18 protein-coding genes and 1 pseudogene are annotated in these 20,713 nt (G+C 41.4%); 11 read left to right on the forward strand and 8 right to left on the reverse strand.

Annotated features, from left to right (window positions below; all coding sequences use genetic code 11):
- Positions 1-2: 2 nt before the first annotated feature.
- Together gspD and gspC are read right to left on the reverse strand one after the other, a co-directional pair.
- Positions 3-2,060 (reverse strand): type II secretion system secretin GspD, encoded by a 2,058-nt coding sequence (gspD, locus tag QZ488_RS08035; protein ID WP_293747371.1) that lies wholly within the window; start codon positions 2,058-2,060, stop codon positions 3-5.
- Positions 2,057-2,992: a type II secretion system protein GspC gene (gspC, locus tag QZ488_RS08040; RefSeq protein WP_293747373.1), complete on the reverse strand. Its 936-nt coding sequence runs from the start codon at positions 2,990-2,992 to the stop codon at positions 2,057-2,059. Before gspC ends, gspD begins: the two co-directional genes overlap by 4 nt.
- Before the next feature lie 118 nt (positions 2,993-3,110).
- Here gspC and hslR point away from each other — a divergent pair, with 118 nt between their 5' ends.
- The 4 genes and pseudogenes from hslR (at position 3,111) to QZ488_RS08060 (ending at position 6,307) form a co-directional block, all read left to right on the forward strand.
- Positions 3,111-3,509: a ribosome-associated heat shock protein Hsp15 gene (hslR, locus tag QZ488_RS08045; RefSeq protein WP_293747375.1), complete on the forward strand. Its 399-nt coding sequence runs from the start codon at positions 3,111-3,113 to the stop codon at positions 3,507-3,509.
- Between the two features lie 16 nt (positions 3,510-3,525).
- Positions 3,526-4,416, forward strand: coding sequence for an Hsp33 family molecular chaperone HslO (gene hslO / locus QZ488_RS08050; protein ID WP_293747377.1), 891 nt, complete (start codon positions 3,526-3,528; stop codon positions 4,414-4,416).
- Between the two features lie 120 nt (positions 4,417-4,536).
- Positions 4,537-5,526, forward strand: a complete 990-nt coding sequence (locus QZ488_RS08055; protein ID WP_293747379.1) for a GGDEF domain-containing protein — start codon at positions 4,537-4,539, stop codon at positions 5,524-5,526.
- Positions 5,527-5,656: 130 nt separating this feature from the next.
- Positions 5,657-6,307, forward strand: a pseudogene (locus QZ488_RS08060) (chloramphenicol acetyltransferase).
- A gap of 19 nt (positions 6,308-6,326) precedes the next feature.
- Here QZ488_RS08060 and QZ488_RS08065 read toward each other — a convergent pair.
- The 5 genes from QZ488_RS08065 to QZ488_RS08085 form a co-directional block, all read right to left on the reverse strand.
- Positions 6,327-7,439: a c-type cytochrome gene (locus QZ488_RS08065; protein ID WP_293747381.1), complete on the reverse strand. Its 1,113-nt coding sequence runs from the start codon at positions 7,437-7,439 to the stop codon at positions 6,327-6,329.
- Positions 7,440-7,483: 44 nt separating this feature from the next.
- The gene (gene envZ / locus QZ488_RS08070) at positions 7,484-8,785 is read right to left on the reverse strand and encodes a two-component system sensor histidine kinase EnvZ (protein WP_293747383.1); all 1,302 of its coding nucleotides are present in this window, start codon (positions 8,783-8,785) and stop codon (positions 7,484-7,486) included.
- A gap of 6 nt (positions 8,786-8,791) precedes the next feature.
- The gene (gene ompR, locus QZ488_RS08075) at positions 8,792-9,520 is read right to left on the reverse strand and encodes a two-component system response regulator OmpR (protein WP_293747385.1); all 729 of its coding nucleotides are present in this window, start codon (positions 9,518-9,520) and stop codon (positions 8,792-8,794) included.
- A 139-nt stretch (positions 9,521-9,659) separates the two neighbouring features.
- Positions 9,660-9,860, reverse strand: coding sequence for a hypothetical protein (locus tag QZ488_RS08080; protein ID WP_293747387.1), 201 nt, complete (start codon positions 9,858-9,860; stop codon positions 9,660-9,662).
- Between the two features lie 9 nt (positions 9,861-9,869).
- A complete protein-coding gene (locus QZ488_RS08085) occupies positions 9,870-10,772 on the reverse strand; it encodes a phosphoribulokinase (protein WP_293747389.1) in 903 nt (300 codons plus the stop codon).
- Positions 10,773-10,916: 144 nt separating this feature from the next.
- On the opposite strand from QZ488_RS08085, the gene QZ488_RS08090 reads away from it, so the two are divergent.
- From QZ488_RS08090 to QZ488_RS08120, 7 genes are all read left to right on the forward strand, one after another.
- Positions 10,917-11,519: a 3'-5' exonuclease gene (locus QZ488_RS08090; protein ID WP_293747391.1), complete on the forward strand. Its 603-nt coding sequence runs from the start codon at positions 10,917-10,919 to the stop codon at positions 11,517-11,519.
- Between the two features lie 138 nt (positions 11,520-11,657).
- A complete protein-coding gene (locus QZ488_RS08095) occupies positions 11,658-13,799 on the forward strand; it encodes a bifunctional TVP38/TMEM64 family protein/FAD-dependent oxidoreductase (RefSeq protein WP_293747393.1) in 2,142 nt (713 codons plus the stop codon).
- A gap of 3 nt (positions 13,800-13,802) precedes the next feature.
- Positions 13,803-14,642, forward strand: a complete 840-nt coding sequence (locus tag QZ488_RS08100) for a DUF547 domain-containing protein (RefSeq protein ID WP_293747395.1) — start codon at positions 13,803-13,805, stop codon at positions 14,640-14,642.
- Positions 14,623-15,801 carry an ABC transporter substrate-binding protein gene (locus QZ488_RS08105; protein ID WP_293747397.1) on the forward strand — a complete coding sequence of 393 codons (1,179 nt, stop codon included), beginning with the start codon at positions 14,623-14,625 and terminating at the stop codon, positions 15,799-15,801. Before QZ488_RS08100 ends, QZ488_RS08105 begins: the two co-directional genes overlap by 20 nt.
- On the forward strand, positions 15,777-17,453 hold the full coding sequence (locus QZ488_RS08110; protein ID WP_366508992.1) for an ABC transporter permease: 1,677 nt from the start codon (positions 15,777-15,779) through the stop codon (positions 17,451-17,453). The genes QZ488_RS08105 and QZ488_RS08110 overlap by 25 nt, the downstream gene beginning before the upstream one ends.
- Positions 17,437-18,093: an ATP-binding cassette domain-containing protein gene (locus tag QZ488_RS08115; protein ID WP_293747399.1), complete on the forward strand. Its 657-nt coding sequence runs from the start codon at positions 17,437-17,439 to the stop codon at positions 18,091-18,093. Before QZ488_RS08110 ends, QZ488_RS08115 begins: the two co-directional genes overlap by 17 nt.
- Positions 18,086-18,700 (forward strand): CDP-alcohol phosphatidyltransferase family protein, encoded by a 615-nt coding sequence (locus QZ488_RS08120; protein ID WP_293747401.1) that lies wholly within the window; start codon positions 18,086-18,088, stop codon positions 18,698-18,700. The genes QZ488_RS08115 and QZ488_RS08120 overlap by 8 nt, the downstream gene beginning before the upstream one ends.
- 64 nt (positions 18,701-18,764) lie before the next feature.
- Here QZ488_RS08120 and QZ488_RS08125 read toward each other — a convergent pair whose 3' ends face one another.
- Complete coding sequence (locus QZ488_RS08125) at positions 18,765-20,678, reverse strand: DUF885 family protein (protein WP_293747403.1); 1,914 nt, start codon at positions 20,676-20,678, stop codon at positions 18,765-18,767.
- Positions 20,679-20,713: the final 35 nt, after the last annotated feature.

The following is a 20,713-nucleotide window of genomic DNA, read 5'->3' on the forward strand; positions in this document are numbered from 1 at the left end:
AACTAGTCGTTATCCTTTTCTTGGTCTTTATTAAGAAGATAATCTTCAAATGACGGCGGTAAGCTGAGCCTATCATCCCATTCTGGAAGAGTTGGGCCATCAGTATTTGGCATTAACGGAATGCCTTGCGACTGACGATCTAACTGCTGAGCACGAATGTACTGATATTTCTTGTGACTAATCTCATTCATAGTCACACCATCACGTATTATGGTGGGACGAATAAATACCATTAAGTTACGTTTGCGCACACTGGTAGATGTCGACTTAAACAAGTGACCAAGAAGAGGTATGTCGCCTAATAATGGGACCTTAGAAACACTTTCTTGTACATCTTCATCGATTAACCCACCAAGCACTATCGTGCCACCGTCATCTACTATAACCGAGGTTTTAATTTCACGTTTATTGATAAGGATATCAACTGAAGTAGCGCCGCTGACGCTAGACACTTCCTGTTCAATTAATAACTGCACTGCATCGCCTTCATTAATCTGTGGGGTGACTTTAAGTTTTATTCCTACTTCTTGACGCTCTACAGACTGAAAAGGGTTTGAATTACTAGAACCCGTTGTTGAACCGGTAATAATAGGCACTTCTTGACCGACTATAAAAAACGCTTCTTCGTTATCCATAGTTGTTAAGTGTGGGGTAGCTAGAATGTTTGAATTAGTGTCTGTACTCACAGCTTGTAATACTGCACCCCAACCGCCTGAGACGCCACCAAGTAGAAATCCGTTTACGCCACCAAGTAAGGAGGCTAAAGAGGTTAAATCACCGAGCTGCGTTTTTTCCGTGGGTACAACTACCGTATCACCGTTAGACGTTGTGGTTATGGAATCTACAATAACTTTGTCTTGTGCTTGATCAACCGCCACAGCAAGGGACCCAATACCCACTACACCATTGTTAAATTGTGTACCGCCACCTTTTTCGTTAGCCCATTGCACACCTAATGTGGTGCCGTCGCCTTCAAATACTTCAACAATAATCGCTTCAACTTGCACTTGAGCACGGCGTACATCTAACTGACGAATGACTTCTTCAAGTGAACGCATCATATCTGGTTCAGCTGTTATTACTAATGCGTTTGAATCTTCATGTGAATCAATGCTGACATCACGACTGGTGGTCTGACGCCCCTTAGTTGAGCCCTTTTCTTCTGCTTGAATACTGGCGCTGACACCTTGTAGTACTTTGACTAAATCTTCTGATTTAGCGTAATTCAAAAAGATGACTCGCGTATTACCACTGGTTTCTAGTTCAGAATCCATGCGCTCAATTAAATTAATTAGGCGTTTACGGGCTTTTATATCACCACTGACGATAATGCTGTTGGTTCTATCATCAGCCACTACCCTTGGCGCTGATTTACCTGCTGTATTGGCTTTGCCTTGAGATTTATTAATGCTGTCGATAATACGCACTAGTTCTGTGGCTGAGGCATATTTCAATTTAATAATTTCGACTTCTTCGTCACCTGCTTTGTCTACTCGTTCAATTATTTCAACTAAACGATTAACCACGGCAGCGCGGCCGGTGAGCATCATGACGTTTGAGGCATCGTGACTGACTACATTACCACCGCCAGCAGTGTCGTTAAGCTGGCGTAACAAAGGGGCAAGCTCGCGAACTGGTACGTTATATACTGGCATAACGCGAGTGATCATCTCGTCACCATCAAATGGGCTACCTTCGACTACAGGTATGTTCGACGCTTTGGCATCTTTAGAACGAATAACTTTGATTACACCACTGGACATTGTCACTGCGGAATAGCCATACACTTGAAGTACATTTAGGAAAAATTGGTAGTACTGCTGTTCATTTAACAAATCATAACTACGAACGGTAATTTTACCGCGCACATTAGGATCAACAATGATGGTTTTTTTCAGGTTTTTACCCACTATATTGATAAATTCACTGATTTCAGTATTTTTAAAATTCGGGGAATAATCCGCTGCGGCCACTAGGCTTGAAACAGCAAAAAACGCACTGCCAATAACTAAGAGTAATCCTTTAAATACATTGGCGCGATTGCGTGACATACACTTCATGTTTCTGGTTCCTCTTCCCCATCGGGTAGATCAAGGTAAATAGTAATAAGTTCATCTTCGCGCTGTACTGACATTTGCAAAGATTGAAGTTCTTTAAGCATGTTCATTGCTTCCAAAGCTTGTTGCATATCAGTTAAATCTAAGCCATTTATATCGGTAATAACATCACCTGATTTTAGGCCTGCAGCTTTAAACAACGCTGGCTTTTTACCCGGACTGACACGATATCCTGCCAATTCGCCATCAGGGCGATGGGGTGAGACTGCAATGTAATCTATAAAACTCGCGGGTTGGTTTTGTAATTCTCTACTGGCTTGAATGGCGTCTTTAGATAACGTTCGGCGTTCTGGACCTCGGACACTGACTTGTGAACGCGTGGTTGGAGCCTGACGTGGTTGCTTGGTGTTTTTATTATATTCCACACCATCTAACATCAATGTTTCATTAGTCGGGCCATTTTTAATAATTACCCTGTCGGCATACACTTCTTTTAACGATGCGTTAGTGCCTTCAATTTTTTCACCTATACCATAAGTTTGTTGTTGGTTACGGTTTTCAATTATCGCTGCTCCTTGGTCTTTTGTTGAGCTAGCGACAACACCTGTTAAGGTCAAATTAAGTCTAGTAACGGGCGCATCTGTTACTACTTTCTCTGCCACTGGTTCGGCATTATAATCGCCAAATAAATTAAGCCGTTTGATGTCTGCTAAATTTAGTTTGTTATTCGAATTCTTTTGAGCAACTGATTGCCCAGTCGAAACATTTGCTATTTTGCCGTTGTCTGAGGGTTGAGGTAATAATCGCCAAGTTAATTCTGCTGCATAAGAAAGCAGAAAAATTGCCAATAGCACCACCACCAACATATTTATTTTTTGTTGGTTTTTGACTATTTGGAGCCATAATTGATTAGCGGTATGATTAACGACTGTCATTGTCTCTCGGTGAGATGTTTAAAAAACGTAACTTGTTCATGATAACCAGTAGGAACAGGTGCTACAACTTTAATCCACCTTCGTTACAAAAAAAGCACAAATTTAAAGAGTCTAGCCTATGCAAAAAAATCTCGAAGAAAGCAAAAGCGTTCGCTTAGATAAGTGGCTTTGGGCTGCTCGTTTTTACAAAACACGCTCCATAGCCAGAGATGCGGTGCAATCTGGCAAAGTACAATATAATGGACAGCGCAGTAAACCCGGTAAAATAGTAGAGTTGGGCGCTAGTATAAAAGTTCCCCAAGGTTTTGACCTTAAAAACGTAATAGTGCTGCAAGTAAAAGATCAACGACTTGGCGCACCCCTTGCGCAATTAATGTATGAAGAAACCCAAGAAAGTGAGGCGGTACGTGCAAGTAACATAGAAGCACGTAAACTAAGCGCTTTCCATAGTCCTAAACCCGACCATCGCCCCGATAAAAAACAGCGCCGTCAAATCATTCAATTTAAGCAACAGTAATTTTAAGGTAACCCACATGGCATTTGACCAACTTCATCGATATATATTTAACAAAGCCAACGTCCGAGGTGAGATGGTGCGTTTAGAGGCCAGTTATCAAGCTATTTTGGACTCGTATCATTATCCAAAGGTTATTCAAACGCTTTTAGGGGAATTGATGGCAGCCACTAGCATGTTGACCGCTACGCTAAAGTTTGAAGGTGATATAGCCATTCAAATCCAAGGAGAGGGTGCCCTTAGTTATGCTGTAATCAACGGCACGCATAAACAAGAATTACGAGGCGTGGCTAGGTGGGATGAAACACTTGAAGAATTGCCAAAAGAGTTCAGTGAGTTGGTGAAAAAAGGGGTGTTGGTAATTACCATTACTCCAGAACAAGGTGAACGTTATCAAGGTATGGTGGCACTGGATAAACCTACCTTGGCTGAATGTATCGAAGGGTACTTCGAACAATCAGAGCAATTAGCCACTAAGGTGATTTTACGCACTCAAATGAAGAATAATAAAGGCAAAGCCTGCGGCATGTTTTTGCAAGTTTTACCCACCAGTAGTCAAACAACTAATAAAGCCGACACTGACTTTGATCACCTGAGTACGTTAACCGATACCATCAAAGATGAAGAATTATTCGAGCTACCCGCGGAAGAAATTCTGCATCGTTTGTATCATCAAGATGATCTTGAATTATATCCGGCTAATAAAGTGGTATTTAAATGTAATTGCAGCAAAGAGCGCAGCGCAACGGCACTTTCTGGATTAAGCAAAGAGGAATTGTTGGACATTGTTGCCAAAGACGGTGACATTAAAATGAATTGCCAATACTGCCATACTGAATATAGCTTTGATGCGATTGATATAGAGAGTATTCATGCGGGCACCTTTAATATTCCGGTTGGGCAGAGTTAGTCATAGAGCTGTTCAGGAATTTTTGATAATAACGATTAGCCAGGCTCAGATATGAGTAAGGAAAGTTGAGTATTTATTGAAAAAATCAGGCATGAGATAACATTAAAAGCAGCCTTTTTAATGTTTTTCATGACGTCAGTGGCCACCATCATTAGGCCCATGATGATTGAGCAAGATATCTTATTTACTTATATCGGGATATTCAATTCACTGGTGATGGGGAGCGTATATTTTTATATAAAATACACCAAACCTAAATCATGGTATCCCATGTTATTTGCCTGTGTAGGTATGTTGGTATTAACTCCTATTGCGTTTGTTTCTGGCGGAGTGAATAGTCAATTTTCTTATATTCTTCCTATTATTCCTATTTTTATTGCCTTGGTCAGTAACGCTAAATATACCTGGCTGACTGGGTTTATGGTGATCATTGTGGTGATAGGTCTGTACTTAGGCGCCCATTTTTTTACAGATTTTACTTATGAAAATGTGCCTCAGAATAAAACCGCTTCCAGAGCTTTATGGTTATGCCTAGCAGCCTTAATGAGTACTAAATTAGGTGTTGAATTTAATCGGATTTATGGTGCTTTAGGTAACAAAATTAGTGAGCAAGCCGAGACTGACTTGTTAACCGGCCTTAAAAACCGCCGTTCTGTGATGGACTTTTTACAAACTTCGATCGACCAAGCCAAAATTGAAAATAAGCGTTTGTCGGTGATGATGATAGACCTCGACCACTTTAAAACTATCAATGACTCACATGGTCATTTGGCTGGAGATCTGTGTTTAAAACAGGTTGCGCAATTGATAAAGCATAATGTACGTAATGCCAGTGATTTGGCAGGGCGGTTTGGTGGTGAAGAGTTTATTGTGGTGATAAAAGATATCGACCCACAAAAAGCTAATGACATTGCAAATAATATTCGCACTAGTATTGAACGCGCAACAATCAGTTTAAACAATAACATTGAATTAAAAGTTACCGCCACTATAGGTATTTGTACACTTAATGCTGATCAACTCTCCTCTATTGAACATTGTGTGGATTTAGCTGATAAAGCTTTATATCAAGGTAAAAAAGACGGAAGAAATCGAGTCGTAATGAACTAAGGAAGTCAATTGAGTACAAACACAAACGATTTCAAATTGCCTGAATTAAATATTATTAAGTAACTTATGTGGAGAGCAATCTCAAACAGGTTAAGATGTTTGTCATACCAATACAGCATTGAATCATATGATGAAAATTGACCTCAGCACCTGGAATAGAAAAGAACATTTTGAATTTTATTCCACGTTTAAACAACCATTTTTCAATGTGTGTGCAACGATAGATATCACTAAAACTCTAAATTATTGTAAACAAAATCAGCTATCTTTCTTTATCTGTTCTCTGTTTCTTCTCGGATACACCGCAAATCAAATAGAATCATTTAGGTTGCGCATTAACAATGGCGAAGTCGACATTCATGATGCATTGGAAATAAGTTGTACTGTGTTAAACACTGATGAGAGTTTTAGTTTTTGCGAGTTTGGCGGGATGAGTAACTTTGATTTATTTTATCAGCGGGCGGTTCAACAATTAGATAAAATAAAGAACGGTTATAAGTCTTTAACGTCATAAAATAACCTAGACAATAAAATTTTCTGTTCGGTTTTACCTTGGCTACATTTCACCAGTTTTTCTCATGCTCAAAAACAAGACGAACATGACTCAGTACCTAGAATAGTGATGGGGAAATACAAAAAGAACCACAATGAAATAGCGATGCCTGTATCCGTAGAGGTCCACCATGCACTCGTTGACGGCTTACACGTGGGCCAATACTTCGAAAAGTTACAGCATAACTTTGATCATTTCTTTGCTCAGAAAGAGAATGCCGAATCTTAAACCGTCGATGAGTTTATTTTCAGTGTTGTGGCTCTTCTGCATCATCAACTATGCCTTCAGCTCGCATGACTGGGTAACCTAAGTTCATCCAACCAAAAATTCCTTCATATAAGACGGCAGTTTTACTGTAACCCAGCTCTCTAAGCTGATTTATTACGTGTTCTGTAGCCGCTCTTGGACAGGAACAATAACCCACAATTTGCACGTCTTTGGGTAAGTCTGTTGAGTGGCCTTCTAGCTCAGTGTAATAAGGAAACGGTATCGCGCCTTTAATATGGGCTCTCTGCCAAACTGAAGCGACGCGAGTATCCAGTAATATCATTTTCTTTTTATCTTGTATGGCTTGGTACAAATCTTTAGAAGAGACATACATACCTTGGTCTAAAGTGAAATTAGGATCGTCATTTTCTGGGTTGATTACGTATTGGTCTGGCGTAGGGAGTTCGCTCAATACTATTTTTTCAGCCTTCCATCCACTCGCTCGACTGCGGATAAATGCGGTGACATTGTCGATGTCGGCTGCGGTTAGTTTCTCATTAAAAGCTAACATAGGGGTATCTTGGCGCCCATGCTCAATTGCATAACGAATAAATTCATCTTTGTTGTGGGCTAACGCCGACTGATTGCCTAAAGCGGGTGCATTAACACCTTCACCATTTACTCCGTGACACGAAGCGCAGTTTTCTTGATATACCTCTGCTCCTCTAACGATATCGCCGTCTACTGGGTTTTCAGTTAGTTTTACTCGCTGTGCACCAGACTGCCAAAATAACCAATAAGTTAAGTCCCATACTTCATCAAGTGACATGGGGCCACCCATTTCATCTAAGTAACCTCCCATGGCTGTGCCTTCTCGGCCATAGGAAATAGGGCGTAATACTGAGTGTGGTACACCGGATTCAAATAAACTTTTAGCACGTAGAGATGGTGCGTGATCATTTTTGTGTCCTTCGCGGTTTTCCCCGTGACATAAAACACAATACTTTTGATAATTGGCTTTAGCAGTTGAGGCTTGTTCGAGAGTCAGTTCACGAGGAGGGCCTTGTTTTTCATAAACTTTTTTGGCAAAAGTTATATTCGACAACACTAAGCAGGTCATTGTTAATGCCGTTAGTTTAAATAGCTTACTCATTGTATCAATCCTTTAAAAATGGAAAACTATTGGGTCAACATATCCTAACCCATTACCTGGTAACCAATAGACACTGCGGCAATTAAGCCCCCTTGCGGGTGATTTTGCAACGTAACTTTTCCTGAGTGCATATCGACTATACGTTTTATTATAGCTAAACCTAGTCCTGAACCTAAACTACCTCTAGCTTTGTCTCCTTGAGTGAAGGGTTCAAAAAGGTTCTGTATTTGATCCTCTGGAATACCGGGGCCAAAGTCGCGAATAGCGAAACATAACTGCTTGTCTTTTTTATTGTGCCGAGAAGTGATTTCGATATTGTCGCTGCCATAACGAAAGGCGTTTTCGATTAAGTTATCTAGTACTCTTTTTAAAGCCACACGTCTAATCAGTGTTTTGGGAAGCGGATCCAAATCCAAGGTGATGATATGGTTTTCTTCTATATTTCTGGCTTGTGCGGCGTCTCTTATTAAATCATTTAAATTACTTTCTTCCATACATTCTTGTTGGTCTTGGCGCACATAATCGATAAATTGGTCAATGATTTCGTTCATATCTTCAATATCGTGGACTATGCCTTCTTTTACCCAGTCTTGTGATTCAGGTAACATTTCTGACGCTAGTCTGATGCGGGTAAGAGGCGTACGTAAATCGTGTGATATACCAGCAGTCAATAAAGCCCTATCATCTTCAAGTTGTTTGATGCCTTTCGACATTTGATTAAAAGCATGGGTTACCGCGATTAATTCAGTAGAGCCTTCTTCACTCAACGGTTTTGGCACTTGCCCTCGGCCTACCAGTAAAGCTGCATCTTGCAATGCTTTTAAAGGCCTGTTCAAGCGCCGCACAAAAATCAAACTACCGCCCACACTTAGGATCCCAATCATTAATAGATAAACCAAATGTGGTGAGCCGTCACCTTGTCCTAACCCCACCATGGGAATGGTGATCCAAATATTAGGGTTCTGTGGTGGGTTGATCCAATATAAATAAGGTTCGCCATGGGTGATTCTGACTTGTGCTGGCCCCCCTAAACTGTCTGACATTTGCCGTGACCAAGATTGGTAGGGAGTGGCTTGTTCTAAACCATGTTTAATCGCATCAGATTGGGTGTACACCAGCATGCCAGTCGCTTGGTAAAACCTTGAATCGAGTTCAGGTGTTTGACTGTCAATGTCTTCAACAAAAGCCAGTTTAATTTGTGTGGCCAGCAAATTATTGATTTGTTGCACATTAGGGCTAACAAAATAAAAAGTCACCGAGACCAAAGACACGACTTGGTTGATAAACAGTAAAATACCAATCAACAAAACGGTTTGGCCAAAGGCACTTTTGGGTAGAAATTTCACTTAAGGTTACGCTGGGTTGCTTTCACCATCGGGCACAAACACATAACCCAAACCCCAAACCGTTTGTATATAACGCGGATTTGCAGGATCTTCTTCAAGCATGCGGCGTAAACGTGATACTTGTACATCGATACTTCGTTCTAGCGCACTATAATCTCGCCCTCGTGCTAAGTTCATCAGTTTGTCACGAGATAGGGGTTCTCTAGGATGAGTGACTAAAGATTTTAGCACCGCGAATTCACCACTAGTTAGTGTCATAGCTTGACCGTCAACACTCATTTCTCTTGTGCCTAGGTTAAGTGAGTACTTACCAAATTCAATTATTTGCTCTTCAAAAGAGGGGGCGCCTGGTGCTTCTATTGTTTTACGGCGCAGTACTGCCTTGATTCTAGCGAGTAATTCTCTGGGGTTAAATGGTTTGGGAAGATAATCATCTGCGCCCATTTCTAAACCAATAATGCGGTCAACTTCATCACCTTTAGCGGTTAGCATTATAATGGGGATTTCGTTTTCTTTTTGGCGTAGGCGACGGCAAATAGTCAGGCCATCTTCACCCGGTAACATCAAATCAAGCACCATAAGGTGAAAGTTTTCACGTTCTAACAATCTGTCCATTTGTTCAGAATTGCCGGCAGCTCTGACTTGAAAACCTTGTTCAACCAAGTAGCGTTCTAACAGGCTGCGTAAACGCATATCGTCATCTACAACTAATATCTTTGTTGTTTCCTGCCCCATGACCTACTCCAAAATGTGTTACATAATTACACACACTATATGTGAAAGACTGTTAATTCAAAAGGTTGCGTTTATTTCAAAGCAGGATGGATTGTTACAAAGTTTGTCATTGGCTTAAACGTCGGGAGTAGGATGGGTGTTAAAAGAATTTTTTACCTGTTAAAGCCACATACATAGCGAAAATCCCCACCAATGAATAAATGACTTCGAAAAAATTGATTTCACCCGCTGTTTGTTTAATCAGCATAGAGACAATCATGGCCGCTAGAATCAGTGATGGTATTGCGATAATACCAATCAAAATTCGAATTTTAAGAGAAAGCTTTTGTTCAGTTTTCATAAGAGCTGTTTATTTTTCACTCACCCAATCCATTTGAAAACCTGCTCGACGTTTTTTATCCAACAACTCTTCTAAAAGTGGCATTAGGATAAGTTCCATGGCCAAACCCATCTTGCCACCAGGCACCACTATTGTATTGATGCGTGACATAAAGGATCCATCAATCATTTTGAGTAGATAAGGGTAATCCACATTTTTCATCTCACGGCGAAAACGTACCACAACAAAACTTTCGTCTTGGCTGGGAATCTCTCTGGCACTGAAGGGATTAGAGGTATCAACTGTGGGTACCCGTTGAAAGTTAACATGGGTACGTGAAAATTGTGGTGTGATGTATTTAAAATAGTCGTCTAGGCTACGTACTATGCTACTCATTACAGCTTCGCGAGAATGGCCTCTGTCTGTGGTATCTCGGACAATTTTTTGGATCCACTCCAAGTTAACTATCGGTACCATGCCGACCAACAAGTCTACGTGTTTGGCTACGTCAACATCGTCGTTGGCTACACCGCCATGTAATCCTTCATAAAATAGTACGTCTGTGTTTTCAGGCAAGTCTTGCCATGGCGTGAAAGTGCCGGGCATTTGATTAAAAGGTACGGCTTCGTCAAAAGTATGCAGATATTGACGGTGTTTGCCCATTCCGGATCCAGCATATTCAGTAAACAAAGATTCAAGCATTTCAAAGTCATTCGCTTTGGGCCCAAAATAACTGATGTGTCTACCTTGTTCTTGTGCTTTGCGGATCTCAACTTCCATTTCTGGACGGGTGAATCTATGGAAGCTATCCCCTGCCACTACAGCCGCATTGACCGACAAGTTACGAAAAATATGTCGTATGGCATTGGTGGTCATCGTTGTACCTGCACCAGACGAACCAGTGATAGCGATTATGGGGTGTTTTACTGACATTCAACGCACTTTGCTTGCTTAATGGATGTCATTTATAAGCAAGCTAGGCACACTGGTCAAGTGTTAGTTCCTTTTTAGCGATTTTAATCACCCCGAAAATAGCCTCTGGTTTGACTTTAAGCTGTCATTCGGCATTATTGGGTTATGCAAATTATTATCTTTGACACCGAATTCACTGCTTGGGAAGGATCGACACAACGTAATTGGTCTCTTGATTGGGAACATAGAGAGATTATTCAAATTGCCGCAGTGAAAGTCGATTTAAATCCAAATGGTGCACAAGTTATTTCTAGTTTTAATACCTTAGTGAAACCGGTCATCAATCCAATTTTAAGTGATTATATTATTCAACTAACAGGTATAGAACAGCATGTTTTAGAGGATATGGGCGTCGATTATCAAGCCGCTTTGTTGCAACTTTATTCCTTTTGTTCGCAAGGTACATTACCTTGTTATTCTTGGGGTAATGACAAACGTGTATTGATTGATAATTGTTTACTTAATGGAATTCAGATGCCTGATTTTTCGGCTGATTTTTATAATTTACATGGCATAGCCCGTGAGGCAAAAATTGATGGCGCGCATTTATGCAGTGGTGAATTGGCCAGTCATTTAGGTTTAGATCTGCATGGGCATATTCACAACGCTTTGTATGACGTGCGTAGCATCGCGTTGGCGCTTAATCAATGGATGGAAAGGGGGTTGTTAAAACCGTCATTATTTCAGACAAAAAACGCTATTCATTAGTTTTTGCTGGGACTATCACGAAATAAAACTGGTGAAGCTTGGGTCTTATCGTGTTCAATTACGGCATAAATGACTAAATCTACAACATTGACATGTCCACGTGTGCAATCAATGTTTCCAACCAAAGGATAAAACCAAATGAATCTTAAACGAGGCATACTGCTCGTCACTATTGCCATGATGATTGCTGCTTTTTTTATTTTTGATATAGGCCAGTATCTAACTCTCGAGAGTTTAAAGGCGCATCAACAAGATTTGGCTGAATACATTCAGTCAAATTGGTTGCAGGCATTCATTATTTATTTTGTAATTTACGTGACCGCTACAGCGCTTAGTTTGCCAGGGGCGATTATTTTAACCTTAGGCGCGGGTGCCTTATTTGGTTTAGGTTTTGGATTACTATTAGCGTCTTTTGCTTCTACTATCGGCGCAACACTGGCATTTTTGGTGTCACGATTTCTACTTAGAGATTGGGTTAAATCGACTTTTTCAGAGCGTATCAAAGCAATCGATAAAGGTGTTGAAAAAGACGGACCTTTCTATCTATTAAGTTTGCGCTTAGTGCCTATTTTCCCCTTTTTTGTTATCAACTTAGTGATGGGTGTGACCAGTATCAAAACGGTCACCTATTATCTTGTTAGCCAAGTGGGCATGCTTATTGGTACTGCGGTTTATGTTAATGCTGGTACTCAATTAGCCGAGATTGAGGCGGTTTCTGATATCGCTTCCAAAGAATTGATTTTATCTTTTGTTTTATTAGGAATTTTCCCCATTATTGCCAAATTGATTTTAAATTTCATCAAACAAAAACGGGTTTACAAAGGCTGGAAGAAACCAAAAACCTTTGACCGTAATATGGTGGTGATTGGTGCCGGTTCTGCAGGATTGGTAACCGCTTATATCGCAGCAGCAGTAAAGGCATCGGTAACCTTAGTAGAAAAACACAAAATGGGTGGCGACTGCCTCAATACCGGTTGTGTGCCTTCAAAAAGTCTATTACATGCCAGTAAATTAGCTCATACCCATAAAGTATCTGCCAATGCTGGTGTGACTTACCAAGCGCCAGAAGTAGATTTTAAAGCGGTAATGAGTCAAGTACACAGCGTGATCAAAACAATAGAGCCTCACGATTCTATCGAACGTTATGAGTCCCTTGGAGTAAAAGTAGTAACTGGTAGCGCAACTATTGTCTCACCATGGCAAGTTGATATTCAAACTGCAGATGGGGTGCAATCACTCACCACTAAAAATATTGTCATTGCTACAGGTGCCAGTGCATTTGTGCCACCTATTCCGGGTTTGCAGGATATTGATTACCTAACAGCCGATAACTTATGGGATTTAACCGAACAACCTAAACGTTTAGTCGTGTTAGGTGGTGGGCCGATTGGTAGTGAATTATCCCAAGCATTTGGTCGCTTAGGCACACAAGTGACGCAAGTAGAAATGTTGCCCCAATTACTGGCTAAAGAAGACCCAGATGCAGCGCAGTATTTGTATGAACAATTAATCCAAGATGGCGTTGATGTACGATTAAATACTAAAGCCACCGCCATTGAAAATACAGCTGAAGGTAAGTTTATTGTTTTGGAAAAAGACGGTAAACAAGAAAAATTACCCTTTGATGAGATTTTGATTGCTGTGGGTAGAATGGCTAACTTAAAAGGTTTTGGTTTAGAAAAACTAGGGATTGAAACCAATCGAGTGGTAGTGACCAATGAGATGTTACAAACTAAATACCCGAACATATTGGCCGCTGGTGACGTCGCAGGTCCCTACCAGTTTACCCATACCGCGGCTCATCAGGCTTGGTATGCTGCGGTAAATGCGTTATTTAGACCCTTTAAAACCTTCAAAGTCGACTATCGGGTTATTCCGTGGGCCACATTTACTGATCCTGAAATTGCCACTGTGGGTTTAAACGAGCAAGCGGCAAAAGAGCAAAATGTAGAATACGAAGTCACACGTTATGATATTGGCGGTTTAGACCGAGCCTTAGCTGATGATCATGCCCGTGGTTTTGTTAAAGTGCTGACGCCTCCTGGTAAAGATAAAATACTTGGCGCCACTATTGTCGGGGCACATGCTGGAGAACTTATTGCAGAGTTTGTCTTAGCGATGAAATACAACCTCGGTATGAATAAACTTCTCGGTACTATTCACATTTACCCAACTATGGCTGAAGCCAGCAAATACGCCGCGGGTAACTGGAAAAAAGCCCATACACCTGAAAAGTTGCTAGCCTTTGTAGAACGTTTCCATAAATGGCGACGTTCATAAGTGATGGGAAGATTAATTGATGGGAAAATCCTAGTTTGTTTATTTGCAGCCTTGTTTTTGATGAGTGCTTCTAAGGTGCAGGCATTTGACCATCAGCACCAAATGTTGACGCAGGTGCTGAACGAAGTAGTCAAGTTGTCGCCTAATAAAAAACAAACACGGGTCAATTATGCTCAGCTTTTTAAGCAGCCTGAACCGTTAAACCAATATTTGGCGCAATTATCTTCAGTCAAGCAAAGTGAATATCAGTTATGGACGAACGATGAACAACTGAGCTTTTTGATCAATGCCTATAACGGTTTTACCTTACAGCTGATTATTCAGAACTACGCTAAGTTTCAATCTGGCAAAGTAGAGTCAATTAAAGACTTAGGCAGTTTTTTTTCTAGCCCATGGAAACAATCTTTTTTTACTCTGCTTGGTAAAAAGCGTCATTTAGATAATATCGAACACGATATGATCCGCGTGTGGTTTGAGCGCCCACGTATACATGCGGCCTTAGTCTGTGCCGCAGTGAGTTGTCCGCCATTGAGAAACCAAGCTTTTGTTGCTGATAAACTGGAGCAGCAGTTAGACGATCAAATGACTCAGTTTTTATCGGATGATCAACGTAACACTATTAAGTTAAGCGATAATCGTGTGTATCTTTCGCCTATTTTTAAATGGTACGGCGAAGATTTTGAGAAGGGGCAGCAAGGATTTATAAACCTTAAAGACCTAATTAAAGTTTATCAAACTGATATGGCCGACGATCCTCAGCAACTGACTTGGTTGCAAAAACAAGACTTTGACATTCGTTACCTAGACTATGATTGGCGGTTAAATGACATCTCTACTTTTTAAGGGAATGGTTAGCAGTTTTGTTGTCTGTTGGTTGCTTTTGTCTGCCACTACGGCAAGTGCTAATCCCCAGTTAAAACCGGTTACTACTGTCCAAGAGAGCAGTGCCCAGTGGCAACAAACCTTAAACGCAGCAAAAGGACAAACGGTCTATTTTTACGCTTGGGGTGGTTCAAAGCCGGTGAACGACTATCTACGTTGGGCAACACGAGAAATTGCCCAGCAATATGGCATTCGACTCATGCACGTTAAAGTCACCGACCCATCTGAGCCTGTGTCACGGCTTACCGCTGAAAATGGTCGCACTAGTGCCATTGATTTAATGTGGGTCAACGGAGAGAATTTTGCTTATCTCAAACAGCAGGGTTTTCTGCTTGGTAATTTGTGGTCTGCTATTCCTAATGCTGCTTTTTTAGCGGTAGAGCATTTACCTATCACAGTTGATTTTGGTGAGCCGATGGATGGTTTTGAAGTGCCTTGGGGTATTGGCCAGTTTAATTTAATTGCAGAAAGTCAGGTTTACCCACAAGCAAAAATCAGTGCGCAATCCTTGTTAAATATTAGTCAAGCCAATGCCAACACAGTAACTTACCCAAGGCCACCGGAATTCCATGGCACTACCTTTTTAAAACAGTTGTTGGTTGATTTAAGCAAAGCAGATCCCCGCCTTTACCAGCTAGCAACACTGCCTGCCCAAGAAGCGTTATTACCTCTTTTATGGCAATACCTAGATCGACTTCACCCGCATTTGTGGCAACAAGGAAAAGCGTTTCCAAGTTCAGCAGCAGAACAATTGTTGTTGTACCAACAAAAAAGACTGTCAATGGCCGTGAGTTTTAACCCAAATCAATGGGTAAAAGAAAAAAGTAGCCAACAAATTTCTGAGTCGAGTCTTAGGCGTTATTTTTCTGATGGCGCGATAACTAATAGCCATAACCTTGCCATTCCTAAATCCGCACCCAGCCCAAATGCAGCAAAAGTAGTGATCAATTTTATGTTGAGTGAAAAGGCGCAGCAAGAAAAATTCACCGGGGTGTGGGGTGATCCATCAGTGATCCGCTCTTTGTTGAATGATAAAGCCACTATGCCTGCCCATCCCGAATTACACAGTTCATGGCATGTGCTTATTGAGAAAACATGGCAGCAACGATACGGCGGGTAGTGTGTATGATGCCGACAGCGCGAATACAGAAAATAGCGCTAACCAGCGGATGGTTTCTGATAGCTTTGATTTCTTTATTGCCAATATTGGGCATTGTTGTTGGGTTGTGGCCACCTGAGCAGATTTCATTTGCTGATGTTAAACCTTTTTTAGCCTACCAAGGTTTAGCTTCTTCGATATTCATGACCCTATTCAGTGCGATATTTAGCACATTACTCTCCTTGTATATTGCCTTTATGGTGTATAGCCAAGTACATCTAAGTCGACGTTTTCAATCCTATGAAAAGTACCTTGCGCCACTTTTGTCTTTACCCCATCTAGCGATCGCCTTAGGACTCGTATTTTTGTTCAGTGATGGCAGTTTGTTTTTTGCCGATTCGGGATTACCGCGCAAAGGTTTGTCTACTCTTATTCTGGCCATAGTCATCAAAGAAGTGCCTTTTTTCCTCTTGATCCTCAGTGCAATTGGCCGCCAGTTACCGATTAAATATTGGCTATTGCAGGGCAACGCTTTGGGTTATCAAAATTATCGTTGCTGGTGGTTTTTGGTGTTTCCGGCCCTACTTAAACAATCCCGCTTAGCCTTGCTGGCTGCTACCGCTTATACCCTATCGGTAGTCGATATCAGTCTGTTGGTGGGGCCGAATATACCAGAGCTATTTGCCGTGTCGGTTTATCGTTGGCAAACCAGTTTTGCTACAGGTGATCAGTCTCTAGCCTTTTGGGCCAACGTGTTATTACTGATGTTGCTAGCGGTGTCGGTATGCATTTTATATGCACACGAAAAACTTGCACACGCTGGATGTAAGGCGTTAGCAACCAAAGGTAGCCGCTTTTACATAGGCAGAATCAATCCAGCATTTAAACTTTGGTTACCTATGTTAGGTCTGCTAACGGCCATGATGGTGGTGGTATTTGTGTTATGGTCATTCGGCTTAAACTCCCAAAACAACAGCTTGGTTTTAACACAGCTACACACCAGATTATGGCAAGATGAATGGCTATTTTTTGAATTGCCATTACAAAATTCATTGTTGATAGCGTTATGCTCAGGCGTTCTAGGAATCGCTTTTGCTTTATTAGCGTTGGAGTTACAACGACAAAAAGGTCGTTACTGGCCTGATTATTTTTGGTTGTTAGCCATCATTTTACCTCAGCTAAGCATGGTTTTAGGCTGGCAGGTTATGCATATTTGGGCGCAAGGTGGTTATCATAGTGGTTGGATTGTTTTGTCACACTTACCTTTTACTTTTGCCTATTCATATCTTGTACTGAAAGGCCCGTTTCAGAATGTTGAATCACGATATGAGTTGTTGGCTGCAAGTTTTGGTTACTCAGTTTGGCAAAGCTGGTGGTTGGTGCGTTTTAGGCTGTTGCTTCCGGTTGTGTTTACGGCATTTGCCATCGCTTTTTCCGTCAGTATTGCCCAGTACATCCCCACTTTAATGATTGGGGCGGGACGGGTCACCACTATTACTACCGAGGCTTTGACAATTGGTACGGGTAGTCAGCAAGATCTAATAGCCTTATATGTATTACTACAATCTGTTTTACCTTTTATGGCATTTTTAATAGCCGCATTATTGGCTCGTAGATTTCGAGGAAGTATGGGAGAGGCCAAAATAGGAGAAGAGCGTGTTAGACATTATTGATTGCCAAATTAGCGCTAAAACATGGAAAATCAGCTTACCGGATATTCATGTGGATAAAGGCGAATTACTGGTGATAACCGGGCCTAGTGGTATCGGTAAATCAACCTTATTACATTGGTTATTAGGCAATAAACCACAACATGTGTTGATTGAAGGTCAGGTAGTGCTTTCAGGCTCGAATATTACTGACCTCGCTATTGAACAAAGACGTGTTGGGTTATTAATGCAGGATGTATATCTATTCCCCCATTTAAATGTACAAGACAATATTTGTTTTGCCTTACCTAAAAATCCGCAGCGCTCCTCTAAAAAACAAAGACGCGCCGTGGCTATGGATATGCTTGAACAAATTAACTTGGCTCATCTTGCCAGCCGTTTTCCGCAAAACCTCAGCGGTGGTGAACGATCACGAGTAGGTTTAATCAGAGCTTTAGCCAATCAACCACAGGTGATGTTACTTGATGAACCATTTGCGGCATTAGATCCCAGCACTCGAGAACAAATGGGGCGTTGGGCTTTTCAACAATTGGCCGAGCAAAACATCCCTAGTGTGATGGTGTCACATGACGTAGAAGATATTCCTGCTTCAGCAAAACAATTATGTTTGGCTGATTATTATCGAGCTATCAATCATGATTGACCCCTTGTTAAATAGGCTGCTCAGGCCATCATTAGCGTTAGTGGCTAAACCATTGGTTCACTTTGGTATTTCCGCCAACCAAGTGACTATTTTTGGTTTTGTACTTGGCATGTTGGCTGTGCCAGCCATTATTACTGAACACTTTACTCTGGCTTTGATTTTGATATTGATTAACCGTGTAAGTGACGGTTTAGATGGTGCAGTAGCTCGGCAAACTCAAACCACAGATGCAGGTGGTTTTTTAGATATTAGTTTGGATTTTATTTTTTATTCCGCCATTCCTTTTGCGTTTATTGTGAGTCACCCTGAGCAAAACGCCTTAGCGGGTAGCCTTTTAATGTTGTCATTTACCGCAACCGGTAGTTGTTTCTTAGCTTTTGCCATCATGGCCAGCAAACACAATATCGACAACCCGCAGTATCCAAATAAAAGTATGCATTATATGGGCGGTTTAGCCGAAGGTTTTGAAACCATAGTAGTGTTGTGTTTGTTTTGTTTGTTGCCCGAGCACTTTGTGCCTATAGCTTTGATTTATGCTGCTGCTTGTTGCATAACTGCTGGAGTGAGGATAGTGACGGGATACCAAACCCTTAAAAGCGTAGATTAATGGCCAATAGCGCGAATGACCGCTCCCACTTTGGTAAGTACGAACGATCATTCTTGGCTGTGGATTAGCTGGCTAGTTTTGTAGCAATCCAGTCATTCACTTTTGTTTCTACTACGTTAAGTGGCAGTGGACCATATTTTAGGATTTCATCATGGTATTCACGAATGTCGAACTTATCGCCTAATTTTGTTTTGGCCATAGTGCGTAGCTCTAGAATTTTAAGCATGCCTATTTTGTATGCCGTTGCTTGTGATGGCATAACAATATGACGCTCTACCATTTTCACTCCGTCTGATACTGCATTGGGTGTGTTCTCGGTGTAATAAGCAATGCCCTGTTCACGGGTCCACTTTTTAGCATGGATACCTGTATCCACTACTAAGCGGCACGCGCGCCATAATTCCATGGCCAAACGACCGAAGTCAGAATAGGGGTCTTGGTAAGCACCAAATTCTTTGGGTAGGTATTCTGAGTAAAGTCCCCAACCTTCACTGTAAGCGGTATATCCGCCAAATTTTCTAAACTTAGGCACATCTTGCAGTTCTTGTTGAATCGACAGTTGCATGTGATGGCCTGGAATACCTTCGTGATAAGCAAGGGCTTCCATTTGATAAGTTGGCATGGCTTTCATGTCGTATAGGTTGGCGTAATACAAGCCTGGGCGTGTGCCGTCTTCTGATGGGCGTTGATAAAACGCTTTACCAGCTGATTGTTCACGAAACGCTTCTACCGCTTTTACATTGAGTTCCGCTTTAGGCTTTGTGATAAACATGCCATCAAGTTTTAGTTTCATGTCGTCAATTAAGGCTGTGGCCTCACGTAAATAACGGGCTTTACCTTCATCAGTATTGGCGTAATAAAATTGATCGTCATCGCGCATAAATTGCATAAAGGCTTGCAAGTCACCTTCGAAGTTGACCTTGTCTTTGATGACACGCATCTCATCGTGAATACGCGCGACTTCTGTTAATCCTATGTCATGGATTTGTGCAGCAGTAAGGTTTGTGGTGGTGGTGCGTTTAAGCGCTACATTGTAAAAGGTATCGCCGTCTTTCCACTTCCATACACCGTCGTCTGTAGTGGCCTTGGTTTCAAGCTCTGTTAAGTGTGCCACCAATTTTTGGTAGGCTGGTTTGACTGCGTTGTTTAGCGCTAAAGTCGCTGCATCAAGCAACTTGGTTTTGTTTTCGTCAGTTAACTGACTGCCTTCTTTTTCACTAAGAGTCTGCAATTTTTTAGTGAAATCTGCCAATAAAGCGCTGGGCTCGCCATCGTCAAAAGGCGCTCCTTTAATGATGTTTTTGCTGTCGCGAATAACATGTGGGAACACAAATTTAGGTGGAATGATATTGGCAGCTGTGCGCGCTTCAATATTGGTAATTAATTGTTCAAATAATTTTGGCACACCCTCTAAACGCGCAATGTAGTTTTCCGCATCTTGGACTGAGTTGACTCTGTGTTGATTAATTAACAAAGAAACGACACCAGAATGACGGCCAAACATTTGATTAATTGGGTAATTGTACAAACGCCACTTATTATCGGCAATCTCATTTTCCATTGATTGAACCAATAGGTCGTAGCTTAATGCCGTGGCTGGATCCAGTTTGCTGCGATCAAAAGCCTGTAGTTCAACCAGCTGTTGCTTAGTGAATTCCATAGACTCATTTGCATAAGCCTCTGATAAATCGTTCCATTCATCAGCACGCTCTTTACGTCCAAGAGAAGTTAGATATTCAGGGTAACGAGCCACTGATTCTTCAAATACGCGCTCAAAAAAGGCATTGACGCGCTGTGATTCTGAAGTCGCTGTTGCAACAGGCGTTTGTTTAGCAACGGTTTCAGACGTTGGATTGGTGGTTTGTTCGGATGATGGAGTACATGCTGAAAACAGGACTGCAGCAACGGCGGCTGCACAATAAGATTTTAACAAAAGGGTTACCTTGAATAATTTAGATCCTTTTAGAATAAACGCCATGACTAACCGATGCAATACCACTTGGGTTTAGTGGC

This window comes from uncultured Paraglaciecola sp., from assembly GCF_913020055.1.
Classification (GTDB): domain Bacteria; phylum Pseudomonadota; class Gammaproteobacteria; order Enterobacterales; family Alteromonadaceae; genus Paraglaciecola.

Bases quoted from the DNA above. Each gene is read 5' to 3' on its own strand.
- QZ488_RS08120 (WP_293747401.1), top strand. From the start codon at position 18,086: ATGATTGACCCCTTGTTAAATAGGCTGCTCAGGCCATCATTAGCGTTA.
- ompR (WP_293747385.1), bottom strand. From the start codon at position 9,520: ATGGGGCAGGAAACAACAAAGATATTAGTTGTAGATGACGATATGCGT.
- QZ488_RS08055 (WP_293747379.1), top strand. From the start codon at position 4,537: ATGTTTTTCATGACGTCAGTGGCCACCATCATTAGGCCCATGATGATT.
- QZ488_RS08105 (WP_293747397.1), top strand. From the start codon at position 14,623: ATGACATCTCTACTTTTTAAGGGAATGGTTAGCAGTTTTGTTGTCTGT.
- QZ488_RS08110 (WP_366508992.1), top strand. From the start codon at position 15,777: ATGGCAGCAACGATACGGCGGGTAGTGTGTATGATGCCGACAGCGCGA.
- QZ488_RS08080 (WP_293747387.1), bottom strand. From the start codon at position 9,860: ATGAAAACTGAACAAAAGCTTTCTCTTAAAATTCGAATTTTGATTGGT.
- QZ488_RS08085 (WP_293747389.1), bottom strand. From the start codon at position 10,772: ATGTCAGTAAAACACCCCATAATCGCTATCACTGGTTCGTCTGGTGCA.
- hslO (WP_293747377.1), top strand. From the start codon at position 3,526: ATGGCATTTGACCAACTTCATCGATATATATTTAACAAAGCCAACGTC.
- QZ488_RS08125 (WP_293747403.1), bottom strand. From the start codon at position 20,678: ATGGCGTTTATTCTAAAAGGATCTAAATTATTCAAGGTAACCCTTTTG.
- QZ488_RS08095 (WP_293747393.1), top strand. From the start codon at position 11,658: ATGAATCTTAAACGAGGCATACTGCTCGTCACTATTGCCATGATGATT.
- gspC (WP_293747373.1), bottom strand. From the start codon at position 2,992: ATGACAGTCGTTAATCATACCGCTAATCAATTATGGCTCCAAATAGTC.
- hslR (WP_293747375.1), top strand. From the start codon at position 3,111: ATGCAAAAAAATCTCGAAGAAAGCAAAAGCGTTCGCTTAGATAAGTGG.
- gspD (WP_293747371.1), bottom strand. From the start codon at position 2,060: ATGAAGTGTATGTCACGCAATCGCGCCAATGTATTTAAAGGATTACTC.
- QZ488_RS08065 (WP_293747381.1), bottom strand. From the start codon at position 7,439: ATGAGTAAGCTATTTAAACTAACGGCATTAACAATGACCTGCTTAGTG.
- QZ488_RS08090 (WP_293747391.1), top strand. From the start codon at position 10,917: ATGCAAATTATTATCTTTGACACCGAATTCACTGCTTGGGAAGGATCG.
- QZ488_RS08100 (WP_293747395.1), top strand. From the start codon at position 13,803: ATGGGAAGATTAATTGATGGGAAAATCCTAGTTTGTTTATTTGCAGCC.